Below are 16,705 nucleotides of genomic sequence, written 5' to 3'. Positions count from 1 at the left end.
TACTCCTTGCATTGCCAGCGCCCGGCTCTTCCAGGCGCTCACCCCCGTGCCCGAGGGATTTCGGTTCGCATCCAGGCTGGCCCGACGGCTTTCCGGCGTTTCGTCGCCTCGGGAAGACACATCGGGTGATACCGGATTATAAAAGACTAATCCTACGTCTTTTAAAGATTTGTCCGATCTGCGGTGTCATGCAACTAGTGGCGTTGTGCCTTCCTTGACAAGCCTTGCGGCATGCCACAAGAATTTTGCCAACCTTTCGAGTCATCCGATATTCATCAATGGCTCCTACAAGATCCGACGGAGTGGATCTTACAAGCGAAGGTGAGGGCCGCGCAGCGGCTTCGATGATAGGGAGATCGTCACCGTGCTGGATGTACCCGTTTTGCTGGCTGCCGTATCCCCGGACTCGCCCTGTGGCGACGATCTGGAGTACGACGCCGCGTTCCTCGAACTCGAACGCATCGCCCAGGGCCAACCCGAGCGCCAGATGGGCGATGCCGTGCTGCCCGCCGAGCCGCCGGAGTGGCCGCGCGTACGCGCGCTGGCCAGCGAACTGTTCGGCCGTAGCAAGGACCTGCGGGTAGCCAACCTGCTGCTGCAGAGCAACGTCGCCCTCGACGGCCTGGACGGGCTCGCCGACGGCCTGCTGCTGGTCCGCGAGCTGCTCGGCCAGTACTGGGACGGCGTCTATCCGCTGCTCGACGCCGATGACGACAACGACCCCACCTTCCGTATCAACGCCCTCACCGGCCTGGTCGCCGAACCGTTGCTGCAACTGGTCTGGGCGATCCCGCTGGTGCGCTCGCGGGCGTTCGGCCCGGTCAACCTGCGCGCCGCGCTGAACGCCGCCGGGCTGCAACGCTTCGCCAGCGAGACCCTGAGTCCCGAGCAGATCGCCGGCGCCTTCGCCGATGCCGACGCCGATGCGCTGGCCGCCACCCGGCGCGCCCTGGAAGGCGCCCAGGAACATGCCCTGGCCATCGAGAGCGGCGTCGCCGAACGGGTCGGCTCGGCCCAGGGACTCGACCTCGGTCCCCTTCGTCAACTGCTGCGCCAGGCCCTCCAGGTGTTCGACCTGTACGGCCCGCAGGGCGCCGGCGAGCCCTTGGCGCCGGGCGCCGAAGCGGCCGCCGACGAGCAGGGGGGCGCCGCGCCTGTCGCAGCCGTCGCCGCGCCGGCACCGCGAGCCAGCGGCGAGATCGCCAACCGCGAAGACGTCCTGCGCCAGCTCGACCGCCTGCTCGAGTATTACGTTCGCCACGAGCCGTCGAGCCCGGTGCCGGTGCTGCTCAAGCGCGCCAAGACACTGGTGACGGCCGACTTCGCCGAAATCGTGAGGAATCTCATCCCCGATGGGATTTCCCAGTTCGAAACCCTGCGAGGCCCGGAAAGCGAGTAACGCCTAGCGGCCGTCCGGGCCAACGCTGCAAGCCGCCGGGGCGATTCCGACGGCGCTAACAACCGCCGTCGCGCGAGGGAGAAACAAGATGGGAAGCACTACCAGCAGTCAGAAGTTCATCGCCAGGAACCGGGCGCCACGCGTGCAGATCGAGTACGACGTGGAGTTGTACGGTGCCGAGAAGAAGGTCCAGCTGCCCTTCGTCATGGGTGTCATGGCCGACCTCGCCGGCAAGCCCGCCGAACCCCAGGCGGCGGTCGCCGACCGCAAGTTCCTGGAGATCGACGTGGACAACTTCGATGCCCGGCTGAAGGCGATGAAGCCGCGGGTGGCCTTCAACGTACCGAACGTGCTGACCGGCGAAGGCAACCTGAGCCTGGACATCACCTTCGAGAGCATGGACGACTTCAGCCCCGCCGCGGTGGCGCGCAAGGTCGATTCGCTGAACAAGCTGCTCGAGGCGCGTACCCAGCTGGCCAACCTGCTGACCTACATGGACGGCAAGACCGGCGCCGAGGAAATGATCATGAAGGCGATCAAGGACCCGGCCCTGCTTCAGGCCCTGGCCAGCGCGCCGAAGCCCAAAGACGACGAGCCGCAGGCGTAAGAGGATTCCAGCATGGCCGAATTGAGCACCGAGAACCTGGCCCAGGGCCAGACCACCACCGAGCAGACCAGTGAGTTCGCCAGCCTGCTGCTGCAGGAGTTCAAGCCCAAGACCGAGCGCGCCCGCGAAGCGGTGGAGACCGCCGTGCGGACCCTCGCCGAGCATGCCCTGGAGCAGACCAGCCTGATCTCCAACGACGCGATCAAGTCGATCGAGTCGATCATCGCGGCGATCGACGCCAAGCTCACCGCGCAGGTCAACCTGATCATGCACCACGCCGACTTCCAGCAACTGGAAAGCGCCTGGCGCGGCCTGCACTACCTGGTCAACAACACCGAGACCGACGAGCAACTGAAGATCCGCGTGCTGAACATCTCCAAGCCGGAGCTGCACAAGACCCTGAAGAAATTCAAGGGCACCACCTGGGACCAGAGCCCGATCTTCAAGAAGCTCTACGAAGAGGAATACGGCCAGTTCGGCGGCGAGCCCTATGGCTGCCTGGTCGGCGACTACTACTTCGACCAGTCGCCGCCGGACGTCGAGCTGCTCGGCGAGATGGCGAAGATCTCCGCCGCCATGCACGCGCCGTTCATTTCCGCCGCCTCGCCGACGGTGATGGGCATGGGTTCCTGGCAGGAACTGTCCAACCCGCGCGACCTGACCAAGATCTTCACCACCCCGGAATACGCCGGCTGGCGTTCGCTGCGCGAGTCCGAGGACTCCCGCTACATCGGCCTGACCATGCCGCGCTTCCTGGCGCGCCTGCCCTACGGCGCGAAGACCGATCCGGTGGAAGAGTTCGCCTTCGAGGAAGAAACCGACGGCGCCGACAGCAGCAAGTACGCCTGGGCCAACTCGGCCTACGCGATGGCGGTCAACATCAACCGCTCCTTCAAGCTCTACGGCTGGTGCTCGCGGATCCGCGGCGTCGAGTCCGGCGGCGAGGTGCAGGGCCTGCCGGCGCACACCTTCCCCACCGACGACGGCGGCGTGGACATGAAGTGCCCGACCGAGATCGCCATTTCCGACCGCCGCGAGGCGGAGCTGGCGAAGAACGGCTTCATGCCGCTGCTGCACAAGAAGAACACCGACTTCGCCGCCTTCATCGGCGCGCAGTCGCTGCAGAAACCCGCCGAGTACGACGATCCGGACGCCACCGCCAACGCCAACCTGGCGGCGCGCCTGCCCTACCTGTTCGCCACCTGCCGCTTCGCCCATTACCTGAAGTGCATCGTTCGCGACAAGATCGGTTCCTTCAAGGAGAAGGACGAGATGCAGCGCTGGCTGCAGGACTGGATCCTCAACTACGTCGACGGCGACCCGGCCCACTCCACCGAGACCACCAAGGCCCAGCACCCGCTGGCGGCGGCCGAAGTGGTGGTGGAGGAAGTCGAAGGCAATCCGGGTTACTACAACTCGAAGTTCTTCCTTCGCCCGCACTACCAGCTCGAGGGACTGACGGTATCGCTACGCCTGGTATCCAAGCTGCCTTCGGCCAAAGAGGCCTGAGGCATTCAACGACAGCGCCTGCCATGGTGGCGGGCGCTTGCATAGCGTAGTGGCGCGAGCCACACGGGAGGAAAGATGGCTGTTGATATGTTCATCAAGATCGGCGACGTCAAGGGTGAGTCCAAGGACAAGACTCACGCCGAGGAAATCGACGTGCTGGCATGGAGCTGGGGCATGTCCCAGTCCGGGTCGATGCACATGGGCGGTGGCGGCGGCGCCGGCAAGGTCAACGTGCAGGACCTGTCGTTCACCAAGTACATCGACAAGTCCACGCCCAACCTGATGATGGCCTGCTCCAGCGGCAAGCACTATCCGCAGGCGAAGCTGACCATCCGCAAGGCCGGCGGCGAGAACCAGGTCGAGTACCTGATCATCACCCTGAAGGAAGTCCTGGTGTCCTCGGTGAGCACCGGCGGCAGCGGTGGCGAGGATCGCCTGACCGAGAACGTGACCCTGAACTTCGCCCAGGTCCAGGTCGACTACCAGCCGCAGAAGGCGGATGGCGCGAAGGACGGCGGTCCGGTCAAGTACGGCTGGAACATCCGCCAGAACGTGCAGGCCTGATGAGCCGGCTGCCGGTCATGGCGTGGCCAGGCCATGCCGTGGCCGGTGCGAGCGCCCGCCATGCCGGGTGCCGAAGGCGCGCGCGGCGCGCCGCGGACCTCGTCCGCCCGACCTCCTGCCGGAGGTACTGAATTCCACCGGGTCGTCCGTCGCGTCCGCCGGGCGCCATGGCCGACCCTTCATTCGCATCCGGGCGCCTGGGCTCCCGGCTACAGGGAAGTATCGCGATGATCGCCGAAGAACTGTTGCGCGCCGGGCGCCTGGACGATGCCTTGAAAGCCTTGCAGGAACAGGTGCGCAGCCAGCCGTCGAACGCTACCCTGCGGATCTTCCTGTTCCAGCTGCTGGCCGTGATGGGCCAGTGGGCGCGGGCGCAGAACCAGCTCAAGGTGGTCGGCGAACTGGATGCCTCGGCGCTGCCGATGGTACAGACCTACTCCACCGCCATCGACTGCGAGGCGCTGCGCCGCGAGGTGTTCGCCGGGCGCCTGACGCCGGTGATCCTCGGCCAGCCGGCGGAATGGATCGCGCCGCTGTTGCAGGCCCTGAGCCTGGACGCCGAAGGCCATGGCGAGGCCGCCCAGGCCCTGCGCGAGCAGGCCTTCGACGCCGCGCCGGCGGTGCCCGGGCGGATCGGCGAAGCGCCGTTCGCCTGGCTGGCGGATGCCGACACGCGCCTCGGCCCGGTGCTCGAGGTAATCGTCAACGGTCGCTATGCCTGGTTGCCGATGAGCAACCTGCGCAGCCTCAAGGTCGAGGCGCCGAGCGACCTGCGCGACCTGGTCTGGCTGCCGGCCGAACTGACCCTGGCCAACGGTGGCGCCACCGTCGCGCTGCTGCCGGCGCGCTACGCGGAAACCGTCGAGCACGGCGACGACGCCGCGCGCCTGGGGCGCAAGACCGAATGGCTGGATAGCGGCCTGCCGGTCGGCCAGCGGCTGTTCGTCACCGATGCCGGCGAGACCGCGCTGTTCGACCTGCGTGAACTGGACTTCGAGCCGACGGACGCCTGACATGGCCGAACTGACCCTCCAGGAGCGCCTGCAGCCGTCGCTGCTCGACCGCCTCACCGACGACGAGCCGGGCAACCTCAAGGAAGCCGCGGAGCGCCGGGTGCTGACCCTGAGCCAGCTGAAGGCCTCGGTGCTGCGCGACCTGGCGTGGCTGTTCAACACCACCTCGCTGTTCGACCCCGGCCCCGCCGCACGGATGCCGGCCGGCAACTCGGTGCTCAACTACGGGCTGCCGGCGCTGGCCGGGCACACCGCGTCGAGCGTCGACGTGCATGCCATCGAGGCGCTGCTCACCGAGACCATCGCCACCTTCGAGCCGCGCATCATCCGTTCTTCGTTGCGGGTGCGCGCGCAACTGCTGCCCGGCGAGATGGACCACAACGCCCTGAGCTTCGAGATCGAGGGCGACCTCTGGGCCGAACCGGCGCCGCTGCGCCTGCTGCTGACCACCAACCTGGACCTGGAGACCGGCCACGTGCGCGTCGCCCAGGGCGAGCGGAGGCGTACATGAACCCGCGCCTGCTCGAGTACTACAACCAGGAATTGCAACACATCCGCGAAAGCGCCGCGGAGTTCGCCGAGGAATTCCCGAAGATCGCCGGGCGCCTGTCGCTGTCCGGCTTCGAGTGCGCCGACCCCTACGTCGAGCGCCTGCTGGAAGGCTTCGCCTATCTCACCGCGCGGGTCCAGCTGAAGCTCGACGCGGAGTACCCGACCTTCACCCACAACCTGTTGGAAATCGCCTACCCGCACTACCTGGCGCCGACCCCGTCGATGACCGTGGTGCAGCTGCGCCCGGACCCCAACGAAGGCGCCCTGAGCAGCGGCTTCAGCGTCGAGCGCGGAGCCTCCCTGCGCGGCCAGCTCGGCCCCGATGACCAGACCGCCTGCGAATACCGCACCGCCCACCCGGTGACCCTGTGGCCGCTGGAAGTGGCCCAGGCCGACTACTTCGGCAATCCCGCCGCGGTGCTCGGCCGCCTCGCCGCCAGCGAGCCGCGGGCCAAGGCCGGCCTGCGCATCCGCCTGCGCAGCGGCGCCGGCATCCCGTTCGACAGCCTGTCGCTGGACGCCCTGCCGCTCTACCTGCACGGCGCCGACGAACAACCCTACCGCCTCTACGAACAATTGCTCGGCAACGCCTGCGCGGTGTTCGTCCGCGCCCCGGACAATGCCTGGGTCGAACGCCTGCCGACGAGCAGCCTGCGTGCGCGCGGCTTCGACGACGAGGACGCGCTGCTGCCGGTGGTGCCGCGGGCGTTCCAGGGCTACCGCCTGCTGCAGGAATACTTCGCCCTGCCGGCGCGCTTCCTGTTCGTCGAGTTCTCCGGCCTGAACCGCGCCCTGCGTCGATGCCACGGCGAGGAGCTGGAACTGGTCGTGCTGTTCGGCAAGCACGACCAGCGCCTGGAGGGCACGGTGGACGCGGAGCAACTGGTGCCGTTCTGCACCCCGGCGATCAACCTGTTCCCGCGCCGCTGCGACCGCATCCACCTGTCCGACCGGGTCAACGAGCATCACGTGATCGTCGACCGCACCCGTCCGCTGGATTTCGAGGTGCATTCGCTGCAACAGGTGAGCGGCCACGGCAGCGGTCCGGAGCAACCCTTCCAACCGTTCTATGCGGTGCGCGACCCGGCGCGCTACGGCCGCGAGCAGGCCTACTTCAGCGTGCGCCGCGAACCGCGCGTGCTGTCCAGCAAGCAGCGGCGCAAGGGCCCGCGCTCGACCTACGTCGGCAGCGAGACCTTCGTCGCCCTGGTCGACGCCAACCAGGCGCCCTATCGCCACGACCTGCGCCAGCTCGGCATCGCCGCGCTGTGCACCAACCGCGACCTGCCGCTGTTCATGCCGATCGGCGCGCACAAGAGCGACTTCACCCTGGAGGACAGCGCGCCGGTCATGCAGGTGCGCTGCCTCGCCGGACCGAGCCGGCCGCGCGCCAGCCGTGCCCACGATGCCAGCGCCTGGCGGCTGATCAGCCAGCTGTCGCTGAACTACCTGTCGCTGGCCGAGCGCGGCCAGGGCGCCGCCGCCCTGCGCGAGCTGCTGCGGCTCTACGGCGACAGCGGCGATCCGGCGCTGCAATTGCAGATCGAGGGCCTGCGCGAGGTCAGCAGCAAGCCTTGCACGCGGCGCCTGCCGATGCCCGGGCCGATCGTCTTCGGCCGTGGCCTGGAGATCACCCTGGACTTCGACGAGAACGCGTTCCGCGGCACCGGGGTGTTCCTTCTCGGCGCTGTGTTCGAGCGCTTCCTGGCACGCTACGTGTCGATCAACAGCTTTACCGAGACGGTGCTGCGCACCGGCGAACGGGGCGAGGTGATGAGATGGCAGGCGAAGCCGGGCAGCCGTCCGAACCTCTGAACCTGCTCGCCGGGATGGCGGCGGCGCCCTGGGACTATGACTTCTTCCAGGCGCTGCGGCGCATCGAGTGCGAGTCGCCGCAACTGCCGCGCCTCGGTCATTCGGTGCGGCTGGCGGACGACCCGCTGCGTCTCGGGCAGAAGCCCGACTGCACCTTCGCGCCCTCGACCCTGGCCTCGGTGAGCCAGGCCGGCACCGCTGCGGTGCCGCGCCTGGACCAGTTCTTCTTCGGCCTCACCGGCCCCAACGGGCCGCTGCCGCTGCACCTCACCGAATACGCCCGGGAACGCCAGCGCAACGTCAACGACGCGACCTTCAAGCGCTTCATGGACGTCTTCCACCACCGCCTGCTGACCCTGTTCTACCGGGCCTGGGCGGAGGCGCGGCCGGAGATCAGCCACGACCGGATCGACGACGACTACTGGTCGGCGCGCCTCGCCGCGCTCTCCGGGCGCGGCATGCCGAGCCTGCGGGGGCGCGAGCCGCTGGCGGATACCGCACGCTACTACTACACCGGCCACCTCGCCGCGCAGACCCGCTACCCGGACGGCCTGCGGGTGATCCTCGCGGAGTATTTCGAGGTCCCGGTGGCGGTCGAGGAATACGTCGGCCAATGGCTGGAGCTGCCCGAGCGCAGCCGCCTCGGCGTCGACTCGACGAGCCTGGGCATGGACGTCTGCCTGGGCACCCACGTCTGGGACCGCCAGCACAAGTTCCGCCTGCGCCTGGGGCCGCTGGACCTCGATCAATACCAGCGCTTCCTGCCCGACGGCGACCACTTCGTCGAGCTGGCCGCCTGGGTCGCCGAATACCTGGGCGAGGAGCTGGACTGGGACGTCAACCTGGTCCTGCAACGCCACGAAGTACCCCCGCTGGGCCTGCAGGGCGGCGGGCGGCTCGGTTTCAACACCTGGCTGGGCGATCCCGGCCAGGACGCCAGGGATCTACTGCTGGCCCGCCAGTACGCCACTGCGCGGCCGCACGAGCACAAGGAGAAGGAACATGAGTGAGATCAGTCGCGTTGCGCTGTTCGGCAAGCTGAACAGCCTGGCCTACAAGGCCATCGAGGCCGCCACGGTATTCTGCAAGCTGCGCGGCAATCCCTATGTCGAGCTGGTGCACTGGTTCCACCAGATCCTCCAGTTGCCGGACTCGGACCTGCACCAGATCGTCCGCCAGTCCGGGATCGACCCGGCGCGCCTGGCCAAGGACCTGACCGAGGCCCTCGACCGCCTGCCGCGCGGCTCGACCTCGATCACCGACCTGTCCTCCCATGTCGAGGAAGCGGTGGAGCGCGGCTGGGTCTACGGCAGCCTGATGTTCGGCGAGAGCCAGGTGCGCACCGGCTACCTGGTGATCGGCATCCTCAAGACGCCGAGCCTGCGCCATGCCCTCACCGGGCTGTCGGCGGAATTCGCCAAGCTCAAGGTCGAGGCGCTCACCGAGCGCTTCGACGAGTACGTCGGCGCCTCGCCGGAGAACGGCCTGTCGGCCAGCGACGGCTTCAACGCCGGCGCCGCCCCGGGCGAGGCCAGCGGCGCCCTGGCGCCGAGCGCGATGGGCAAGCAGGAGGCGCTCAAGCGCTTTACCGTGGACCTCACCGAGCAGGCCCGTAGCGGCAAGCTCGACCCCATCGTCGGGCGTGACGAGGAGATCCGCCAGTTGGTGGACATCCTCATGCGCCGCCGGCAGAACAACCCGATCCTCACCGGCGAGGCCGGCGTCGGCAAGACCGCGGTGGTGGAAGGCTTCGCCCTGCGCATCGTCGCCGGCGACGTCCCGCCGGCGCTGAAGGACGTCGAACTGCGCGCCCTCGACGTCGGCCTGCTGCAGGCCGGGGCGAGCATGAAGGGCGAGTTCGAGCAGCGCCTGCGCCAGGTGATCGAAGACGTGCAGAGTTCCGAGAAGCCGATCATCCTGTTCATCGACGAAGCCCACACCCTGGTCGGCGCCGGTGGCGCGGCCGGAACCGGCGACGCCGCCAACCTGCTCAAGCCGGCCCTGGCGCGCGGCACCCTGCGCACCGTGGCGGCGACCACCTGGGCCGAGTACAAGAAGCACATCGAGAAGGACCCGGCGCTGACCCGGCGTTTCCAGGTGGTGCAGGTGGACGAGCCGTCCGAGCACAAGGCCATCCTGATGATGCGCGGTGTCGCGTCGACCATGGAGAAGCACCACAAGGTGCAGATCCTCGACGAGGCGCTGGAGGCGGCGGTCCGGCTGTCGCACCGCTACATCCCGGCGCGCCAGCTGCCGGACAAGTCGGTGAGCCTGCTGGATACCGCCTGCGCGCGCACCGCCATCAGCCTGCACGCGGTGCCGGCCGAGGTCGACGATAGCCGCCGGCGCATCGAGGCGCTGGAAACCGAGCTGGCGATCATCCGCCGCGAGAGCGCCATCGGCGTCGCCACCGCCGAACGCCAGCGCAACGCCGAGACCCTGCTGGCCGAGGAGCGCGAGCGCCTGGCCGCCCTGGAGCAGCGCTGGGCCGAGGAAAAACGCCTGGTCGACGAACTGCTGGAGACCCGCGCCCGTCTGCGTGCCGCCGCCGAAGCGGTGGACGTCGGCGGCGTGCCGCTGGGCGAAGGCGAGGCGCGTCTCGACGAGGAACAGCGCCAGGCGCTGCATGCGCGGCTGGCGGAGCTGCAGGCGCAACTGAGCGCGTTGCAGGGCGAAGAGCCGCTGATCCTGCCGACCGTGGACTACCAGGCGGTGGCCTCGGTGGTCGCCGACTGGACCGGCATCCCGGTCGGCCGCATGGCGCGCAACGAGATCGAGACCGTGCTCAACCTCGACCGGCACCTGAAGAAGCGCATCATCGGCCAGGACCACGCGCTGGAGATGATCGCCAAGCGCATCCAGACTTCCCGCGCCGGCCTCGACAACCCGAGCAAGCCGATCGGCGTGTTCATGCTCGCCGGCACCTCCGGGGTGGGCAAGACCGAGACCGCGCTGGCCTTGGCCGAGGCCATGTACGGCGGCGAGCAGAATGTCATCACCATCAACATGAGCGAGTTCCAGGAAGCCCACACCGTCTCCACCCTCAAGGGCGCCCCGCCCGGCTACATCGGCTACGGCGAGGGTGGCGTGCTGACCGAGGCGGTGCGTCGCAAGCCCTACAGCGTGGTGCTGCTGGATGAAGTGGAGAAGGCCCACCCGGATGTCCACGAGATCTTCTTCCAGGTCTTCGACAAGGGCGTGATGGAGGACGGCGAAGGCCGGGTGATCGACTTCAAGAACACCCTGATCCTGCTCACCACCAACGCCGGCACCGAGATGATCGCCAGCCTCTGCGCCGATCCGGAACTGATGCCCGAGCCGGAAGCCATCGCCAAGTCGCTGCGCGAACCGCTGCTGAAGATCTTCCCGCCGGCGCTGCTCGGCCGCCTGGTGACCATCCCCTACTACCCGCTCAGCGACGACATGCTCAAGGCCATTTCGCGCCTGCAACTGGGGCGGATCAAGAAGCGCGTGGAGGCGACCCACAAGGTGCCGTTCGAGTTCGACGAGGGCGTCGTCGACCTGATCGTCTCGCGCTGCACCGAGACCGAGAGCGGCGGCCGGATGATCGACGCGATCCTCACCAACACGCTGTTGCCGGACATGAGCCGCGAGTTCCTCACCCGCATGCTCGAAGGCAAGCCGTTGGCCGGGGTACGTATCAGTAGCCGCGACAACCAGTTCCACTACGACTTCGCCGAGGCCGAGTGACAACCGGCGACACGCAGAGCAGTAGAAGGAACCGTCGATGGGATTGATGCAACTGACCCGCCTGGTCCAGGTGGATTGCCCGCTGGGGCCGGACGTGCTGCTGTTGCAGCGCATGGAGGGACGCGAGGAACTGGGACGGCTGTTCGCCTACGAGCTGCACCTGGTATCGGAAAATCCCAACCTGCCGCTGGAGCAGTTGCTCGGCAAGCCGATGAGCCTGTCGCTAGAGCTGCCCGGCGGCAGCCGGCGCTTCTTTCACGGCATCGTCGCGCGCTGTAGCCAGGTGGCCGGGCACGGCCAGTTCGCCGGCTACCAGGCCACCCTGCGGCCCTGGCCGTGGCTGCTGACGCGCACCTCGGACTGCCGCATCTTCCAGAACCAGAGCGTGCCGGAGATCATCAAGCAGGTGTTCCGCGACCTCGGCTTTTCCGATTTCGAGGATGCCCTCACGCGCCCCTACCGCGAGTGGGAATACTGCGTGCAGTACCGCGAGACCAGCTTCGACTTCATCAGCCGGCTGATGGAACAGGAAGGCATCTACTACTGGTTCCGCCATGAGCAGAAGCGCCACATCCTGGTGCTCTCCGACGCCTACGGCGCGCATCGCAGCCCGGGTGGCTACGCCAGCGTGCCGTACTACCCGCCGACCCTCGGCCATCGCGAGCGCGACCACTTCTTCGACTGGCAGATGGCACGCGAGGTCCAGCCCGGTTCGCTGACCCTCAACGACTACGACTTCCAGCGCCCCGGCGCGCGCCTGGAGGTGCGTTCGAACATCGCCCGGCCGCACGCGGCGGCCGACTACCCGCTGTACGACTATCCCGGCGAATACGTGCAGAGCCAGGACGGCGAGCAGTACGCGCGCAACCGCATCGAGGCGATCCAGGCGCAGCACGAGCGCGTGCGCCTGCGCGGCGTGGTGCGCGGGATCGGCGCCGGGCACCTGTTCCGCCTGAGCGGCTATCCGCGCGATGACCAGAACCGCGAGTACCTGGTGGTCGGCGCCGAATACCGGGTGGTCCAGGAACTCTACGAAACCGGCAGCGGCGGCGCCGGCTCGCAGTTCGAGAGCGAGCTGGACTGCATCGACGCCAGCCAGTCGTTCCGTCTCCTGCCGCAGACTCCGGTACCGGTGGTGCGGGGTCCGCAGACCGCGGTGGTGGTCGGACCCAAGGGCGAGGAGATCTGGACCGACCAGTACGGCCGGGTCAAGGTGCACTTCCACTGGGATCGCCACGACCAGTCGAACGAGAACAGCTCCTGCTGGATTCGCGTATCCCAGGCCTGGGCCGGGAAGAACTGGGGTTCGATGCAGATCCCGCGGATCGGTCAGGAAGTGATCGTCAGCTTCCTCGAAGGCGACCCGGACCGGCCGATCATTACCGGGCGGGTCTACAACGCCGAGCAGACGGTGCCCTACGAGCTGCCGGCGAACGCCACCCAGAGCGGGATGAAGAGCCGTTCGAGCAAGGGCGGCACGCCGGCCAACTTCAACGAGATCCGCATGGAGGACAAGAAGGGCGCCGAGCAGTTATACATCCACGCCGAGCGCAACCAGGACAACCTGGTCGAGAACGATGCCTCGCTGTCGGTCGGCCACGACCGCAACAAGAGCATCGGCCACGACGAGCTGGCGCGCATCGGCAACAACCGCACCCGCGCGGTGAAGCTCAACGACACCCTGTTGGTGGGCGGGGCGAAGAGCGACAGCGTCACCGGCACCTACCTGATCGAGGCCGGCGCGCAGATCCGCCTGGTCTGCGGCAAGAGCGTGGTGGAGTTCAACGCCGACGGCACCATCAATATCTCCGGCAGCGCCTTCAACCTCTACGCCAGCGGCAACGGCAACATCGACACCGGCGGCCGCCTCGACCTCAATTCCGGCGGCGCCAGCGAGGTCGACGCCAAGGGCAAGGGCGTGCAGGGCACCATCGACGGCCAGGTACAGGCGATGTTTCCGCCGCCGGCGAAGGGCTGAGGCGGCGGCATCCTGGCTGCCCGCCCTTGGGCAGGACGCCGCGGGAGCCTTGACGATTCGCGCATGTCCTCGCCAGGCAGAAGCGGCGGTCGCTCAAGACCGATGGTGTTGCGCTCAGGGCAGATCGACCTTCAGGCCGCGGCCAGTGCGTATACCGACGTAATAGGCGTCCTTGAGGGCCCTGGAGAGTTCCGGGTCGGTTTCGTCGAATTCCTTCACGGCGATGCTGCCGAGGGTCAACCGGTGCAGTGCGGAACGATCCAGGCTGCGGTCGAGCAGGACGGACCTGATGTACTGCAATTGCTTTTCCGCGGACAGCAGGACCTCGTATCCCGGATAGCGGGCCAGCCGGTCGACGACCAGCGCCAGAGCGCGGTCGATGTATTCGATGGGTGTCATGATCCCTCCCGGGGAAGCAGACCGAAGGAGCCTTTCTCGTTGGAGAACAGTTGTTGCGCGCCGCCTTTGGCGGGATATGACTGTCCCTTTACCGACCAGAAGTCATCGGTCGGCGCAGCGGTGCTGCGCAGGACCTCGACCTTCTGGGTCGTCCTGTAGGAGTTGAGGACCTTGGGTTCGATGGTGTTCGCCGCCCGGTTGGTGCCCATGGGGTTGATTCCCAGCTCCGTGGGCTGCACGCGCGGGCTGAGTGTATACCAGTTGCCCTGCGGCGCTCCGGGGGACTGGTACTGCCACAGGTTCTTGCCGGGCGCGAGGGTTTCCACACGGACCGGATGGTTGAAGTCCAGGCCGTTCATGTACGACTCGGCATCGGCAGGATCGATGTCCTTCGACTTGAAGAACTTGGCGGCGGTTTCACGATTCCCGCGGTAGTTGATGTCGTGGTCGAGGTTGCCGGAACGACCGAACTTGTTGTTCAGGTAGGCGCGTCGTTGCGCGGTTTCGGAGGTCACCGCTGCCGGACGACGACCGGCGAGTTTCGGCCCGAAGCCCAGCAATGCCATCCCCGCCACGCCCTGGAACAGGTCGCGGTAGCCGGGACCGAGGCGGTCGCCGAGGTCGCCGAGCAGGGCCATGCCGCCCATCATCAGCCCGCCGATGGCGACGAAGCCGGCCAGCGCCGCGACCCCGGCCATCGCCGCCAGCAGCAGGCCGCCGGCAAGGGCCGCCAGGCCCAGCGCCTCGAGGCCGGTGTGCAGCCATTCCTCCAGGTCGAGGACGAAGGCCACCCGCTCGGTGGGGCCGCCGATGAAGGTGTCCTGGCTGCCGGTCTTGATGTGCGCGCCGCAGACCATCTTGCTCTGCAGGCGCGCCGCCGGCTTGCCGTTGATGTACACGGTGGCGCTGCCTTCGGCGATCAGCACCGGGAACGGCCACAGCGGATGGTTCAGCGGCAGGCCGCTGCAGGTGGCGGAGACGTCGTCGCCGGCGCGCATCGCGTTGCGACTGTTCACGTAGACGTTGAAGCTGCCGCGTATGAGCACCCCGGTGGTCGGCTCGGGTAGCTCGAAGATGGTGGTCAGGCCCTTGACGATCTGGAACATCGACAGCCCGCCGGCGGCGATCGAACCGGCCAGGATCACCGCGGCCAGGCCGCCGGTGGCGGCGGTGGCGGCGACCACGGCGGCGCCGATCAGGGCTCCGGCCACGGCTCCGGCGACCATCGCGGCGACACCGAAACCGTGGGCTATCTCATCGCCCAGTCGGGCGGCGGCTTGCGCATCCATGCGTCGGTACTCGGGTCAGCTAGGGGTCGGGCGCGGGACCAGGGTCTGCATCGCCTGCTTCCAGGCCGGCTCGTGGTGCGGCAGGTCAGCCGGGGTGGTGGTCAGGGTGGTGATCAGCACCGCCGGGCGGCGCTCGATGAATACCTGGCGCAGCATCAGGTCGCGGCCCTCGCGCTGCCACTGGTAGTCGAGGAGCACGGCGGCGTGGCCGTGAATGTTGATGTCCCAGCGCTTGTGCAGCTTGAAGCCGGGCAATTGCTTCTCGGCGTTTTCCAGTTGGCGGGCGACATAGTCGGCGAACGGCGCGTCGCCCTGGCTGGCGTCGCGGCTGATGACGAAACTGGCTTCGCGGGCGGGGCCGCTGGCGGGGAGCTTGAAGATGTTGATGCTCTGGTCCTGCCAGGCATCGGGAATCTCGAGATCGGCTTCGTGGAGGCGATAGAGCGTCACTGTGTTAACCCCTTCCCTAGGATTCTGAGTGAGTCATTGCTGGACAAAAGCTTTACGGAATGTTGCTCGCGAATCAAGGCTTTCCTGGCCCGAAGCGGCCTTTCGTGATGGCCTTCTGCCTGTTCGCCGTCGGTCGGGGCGCTCGTCGGAATCTGTGTCACGCATCTCCCCTTTCCACCGCATCCGCGCCTATGCTGCTTGGGTGGTGCCGCTCCAACGGCGCCAGTGATGGACGTGGATCAAGGATGATTTCATGGCACTTGCGCAACAGACCCGCCTGGTCCGGGTCGACAGTCCGCTCGGCGCGGAGGTCCTGCAATTGCAGCGAATGGAGGGTCGCGAAGAGCTCGGCCGGCCGTTCGCCTACGAGCTGGAACTGATCTCGGAAAACCCCGACCTGCCACTCGACGGGCTGCTGGGCAAGCCGGCCAGCCTGGCGCTGGAACTGCACGACGGCAGCCGGCGGCATTTCCACGGCATCGTCGCCGCTTGCAGCCAGGGATCCGGCAACGGCCAGTTCGCCAGCTACCAGGTCACCCTGCGCCCCTGGCTGTGGCTGCTGACGCGCACCTCCGACTGCCGCATCTTCCAGAACCAGAAGGTCCCGGACATCATCAAGCAGGTGTTCCGCGACCTCGGCTTCTCCGACTTCGAGGACGCCCTGAGCCGCTCCTACCGCGAGTGGGAATACTGCGTGCAGTACCGCGAGACCAGTTTCGACTTCGTCAGCCGGCTGATGGAGCAGGAAGGCATCTACTACTGGTTCCGCCACGAGCAGAGCCGCCACATCCTGGTGCTCTCCGACGCCTACGGCGCGCACCAGAGCCCGCCGAACTACGCCAGCGTGCCCTACTACCCGCCGACCCTGGAACAGCGCGAGCGCGACCATTTCTACGACTGGCACATGGCGCGCGAGGTGCAGTCCGGCTCACTGAGCCTCAACGACTACGACTTCCAGCGTCCCGGCGCGCGCCTGGAGGTGCGTTCGAACATCGCCCGCTCGCACGCGGCGGCCGACTACCCGCTGTACGACTACCCCGGCGAATACGTGCAGAGCCAGGACGGCGAGCAGTACGCGCGGACCCGTATCGAAGCCTTGCAGGCGCGCTACGAACGGGTGCGCCTGCGCGGCCGCGCCCGCGGCCTGGGTTCGGGCCACCTGTTCAAGCTCAGCGGCTACCCGCGCGAGGACCAGAACCGCGAGTACCTGGTGGTCGGCGCCGAGTACCGGGTGGTCCAGGAACTCTACGAGACCGGCGGCGGCGGGGTCGGCGCGCAGTTCGAAAGCGAGCTGGACTGCATCGATGCCGGCCAGGCCTACCGCCCCTTGCCGACCACTCCGCTGCCGATCGTCCGTGGCCCGCAGACTGCGGTGGTGGTCGGGCCCAAGGGCGAGGAGATCTGGACCGACCAGTATGG

Annotated in this window: 13 protein-coding genes and 1 pseudogene; 11 read left to right on the top strand and 3 right to left on the bottom strand. The window is 67.6% G+C overall.

The annotated features are described in order from the left end of the window. Window positions 1-364 precede the first annotated feature (364 nt). The 10 genes from tssA (at window position 365) to vgrG1a (ending at window position 13,148) form a co-directional block, all read left to right on the top strand. The gene (tssA, locus tag ACTJJX_RS29670; protein WP_003104975.1) at window positions 365-1,399 is read left to right on the top strand and encodes a type VI secretion system protein TssA; all 1,035 of its coding nucleotides are present in this window, start codon (window positions 365-367) and stop codon (window positions 1,397-1,399) included. Window positions 1,400-1,487: 88 nt separating this feature from the next. Then, entirely contained in the window at window positions 1,488-2,006 is a 519-nt protein-coding gene (gene tssB / locus ACTJJX_RS29665; RefSeq protein ID WP_003083666.1) for a type VI secretion system contractile sheath small subunit, read from the top strand. A gap of 12 nt (window positions 2,007-2,018) precedes the next feature. Then, window positions 2,019-3,515: a type VI secretion system contractile sheath large subunit gene (gene tssC / locus ACTJJX_RS29660; protein ID WP_003104973.1), complete on the top strand. Its 1,497-nt coding sequence runs from the start codon at window positions 2,019-2,021 to the stop codon at window positions 3,513-3,515. A gap of 75 nt (window positions 3,516-3,590) precedes the next feature. Next, on the top strand, window positions 3,591-4,079 hold the full coding sequence (gene hcp, locus ACTJJX_RS29655) for a type VI secretion system receptor/chaperone Hcp (protein ID WP_003083670.1): 489 nt from the start codon (window positions 3,591-3,593) through the stop codon (window positions 4,077-4,079). A gap of 167 nt (window positions 4,080-4,246) precedes the next feature. Then, window positions 4,247-5,092, top strand: coding sequence for a type VI secretion system accessory protein TagJ (tagJ, locus tag ACTJJX_RS29650; RefSeq protein ID WP_003119488.1), 846 nt, complete (start codon window positions 4,247-4,249; stop codon window positions 5,090-5,092). A 1-nt stretch (window position 5,093) separates the two neighbouring features. Beyond that, window positions 5,094-5,603 (top strand): type VI secretion system baseplate subunit TssE, encoded by a 510-nt coding sequence (gene tssE, locus ACTJJX_RS29645; RefSeq protein WP_003083674.1) that lies wholly within the window; start codon window positions 5,094-5,096, stop codon window positions 5,601-5,603. Further along, window positions 5,600-7,459, top strand: a complete 1,860-nt coding sequence (gene tssF, locus ACTJJX_RS29640) for a type VI secretion system baseplate subunit TssF (RefSeq protein WP_003083676.1) — start codon at window positions 5,600-5,602, stop codon at window positions 7,457-7,459. Before tssE ends, tssF begins: the two co-directional genes overlap by 4 nt. Then, window positions 7,423-8,469, top strand: coding sequence for a type VI secretion system baseplate subunit TssG (tssG, locus tag ACTJJX_RS29635; protein ID WP_003104969.1), 1,047 nt, complete (start codon window positions 7,423-7,425; stop codon window positions 8,467-8,469). Before tssF ends, tssG begins: the two co-directional genes overlap by 37 nt. Then, on the top strand, window positions 8,462-11,170 hold the full coding sequence (gene tssH, locus ACTJJX_RS29630; protein WP_016852313.1) for a type VI secretion system ATPase TssH: 2,709 nt from the start codon (window positions 8,462-8,464) through the stop codon (window positions 11,168-11,170). The genes tssG and tssH overlap by 8 nt, the downstream gene beginning before the upstream one ends. Window positions 11,171-11,216: 46 nt before the next feature. Continuing rightward, window positions 11,217-13,148 carry a type VI secretion system spike protein VgrG1a gene (vgrG1a, locus tag ACTJJX_RS29625; protein WP_003142374.1) on the top strand — a complete coding sequence of 644 codons (1,932 nt, stop codon included), beginning with the start codon at window positions 11,217-11,219 and terminating at the stop codon, window positions 13,146-13,148. 114 nt (window positions 13,149-13,262) lie between these two features. On the opposite strand, the gene ACTJJX_RS29620 is transcribed toward vgrG1a, so the two are convergent. Genes ACTJJX_RS29620 through eagT6 form a run of 3 tightly spaced genes read right to left on the bottom strand, consistent with a single transcriptional unit; the run spans window position 13,263 to window position 15,286 of the window. Beyond that, window positions 13,263-13,547, bottom strand: coding sequence for an immunity protein Tsi6 family protein (locus tag ACTJJX_RS29620; RefSeq protein WP_003104961.1), 285 nt, complete (start codon window positions 13,545-13,547; stop codon window positions 13,263-13,265). Beyond that, window positions 13,544-14,836, bottom strand: a complete 1,293-nt coding sequence (gene tse6, locus ACTJJX_RS29615) for an NAD(P)+ glycohydrolase Tse6 (RefSeq protein ID WP_003104959.1) — start codon at window positions 14,834-14,836, stop codon at window positions 13,544-13,546. Before tse6 ends, ACTJJX_RS29620 begins: the two co-directional genes overlap by 4 nt. A 15-nt stretch (window positions 14,837-14,851) precedes the next feature. Beyond that, window positions 14,852-15,286, bottom strand: a complete 435-nt coding sequence (gene eagT6 / locus ACTJJX_RS29610; protein ID WP_003083692.1) for a type VI secretion system effector EagT6 — start codon at window positions 15,284-15,286, stop codon at window positions 14,852-14,854. A gap of 253 nt (window positions 15,287-15,539) precedes the next feature. Between eagT6 and vgrG1b the strand changes: the two are divergent. Beyond that, window positions 15,540-16,705 (top strand): annotated as a pseudogene (gene vgrG1b / locus ACTJJX_RS29605) (type VI secretion system spike protein VgrG1b); the annotation flags it as partial.

Origin of the sequence: Pseudomonas sp. 22490, assembly GCF_052044465.1 — a bacterium.
GTDB lineage: Bacteria > Pseudomonadota > Gammaproteobacteria > Pseudomonadales > Pseudomonadaceae > Pseudomonas > Pseudomonas aeruginosa.
The sequence above is the reverse complement of the archived record's forward strand: the minus strand, read 5'-3'. Positions and strand labels throughout refer to the sequence as shown.

Bases quoted from the DNA above. Each gene is read 5' to 3' on its own strand.
- tssB (WP_003083666.1), top strand. From the start codon at position 1,488: ATGGGAAGCACTACCAGCAGTCAGAAGTTCATCGCCAGGAACCGGGCG.
- tssC (WP_003104973.1), top strand. From the start codon at position 2,019: ATGGCCGAATTGAGCACCGAGAACCTGGCCCAGGGCCAGACCACCACC.
- hcp (WP_003083670.1), top strand. From the start codon at position 3,591: ATGGCTGTTGATATGTTCATCAAGATCGGCGACGTCAAGGGTGAGTCC.
- tagJ (WP_003119488.1), top strand. From the start codon at position 4,247: ATGGCCGACCCTTCATTCGCATCCGGGCGCCTGGGCTCCCGGCTACAG.
- tssE (WP_003083674.1), top strand. From the start codon at position 5,094: ATGGCCGAACTGACCCTCCAGGAGCGCCTGCAGCCGTCGCTGCTCGAC.
- tssF (WP_003083676.1), top strand. From the start codon at position 5,600: ATGAACCCGCGCCTGCTCGAGTACTACAACCAGGAATTGCAACACATC.
- tssG (WP_003104969.1), top strand. From the start codon at position 7,423: ATGGCAGGCGAAGCCGGGCAGCCGTCCGAACCTCTGAACCTGCTCGCC.
- tssH (WP_016852313.1), top strand. From the start codon at position 8,462: ATGAGTGAGATCAGTCGCGTTGCGCTGTTCGGCAAGCTGAACAGCCTG.
- vgrG1a (WP_003142374.1), top strand. From the start codon at position 11,217: ATGCAACTGACCCGCCTGGTCCAGGTGGATTGCCCGCTGGGGCCGGAC.
- ACTJJX_RS29620 (WP_003104961.1), bottom strand. From the start codon at position 13,547: ATGACACCCATCGAATACATCGACCGCGCTCTGGCGCTGGTCGTCGAC.
- tse6 (WP_003104959.1), bottom strand. From the start codon at position 14,836: ATGGATGCGCAAGCCGCCGCCCGACTGGGCGATGAGATAGCCCACGGT.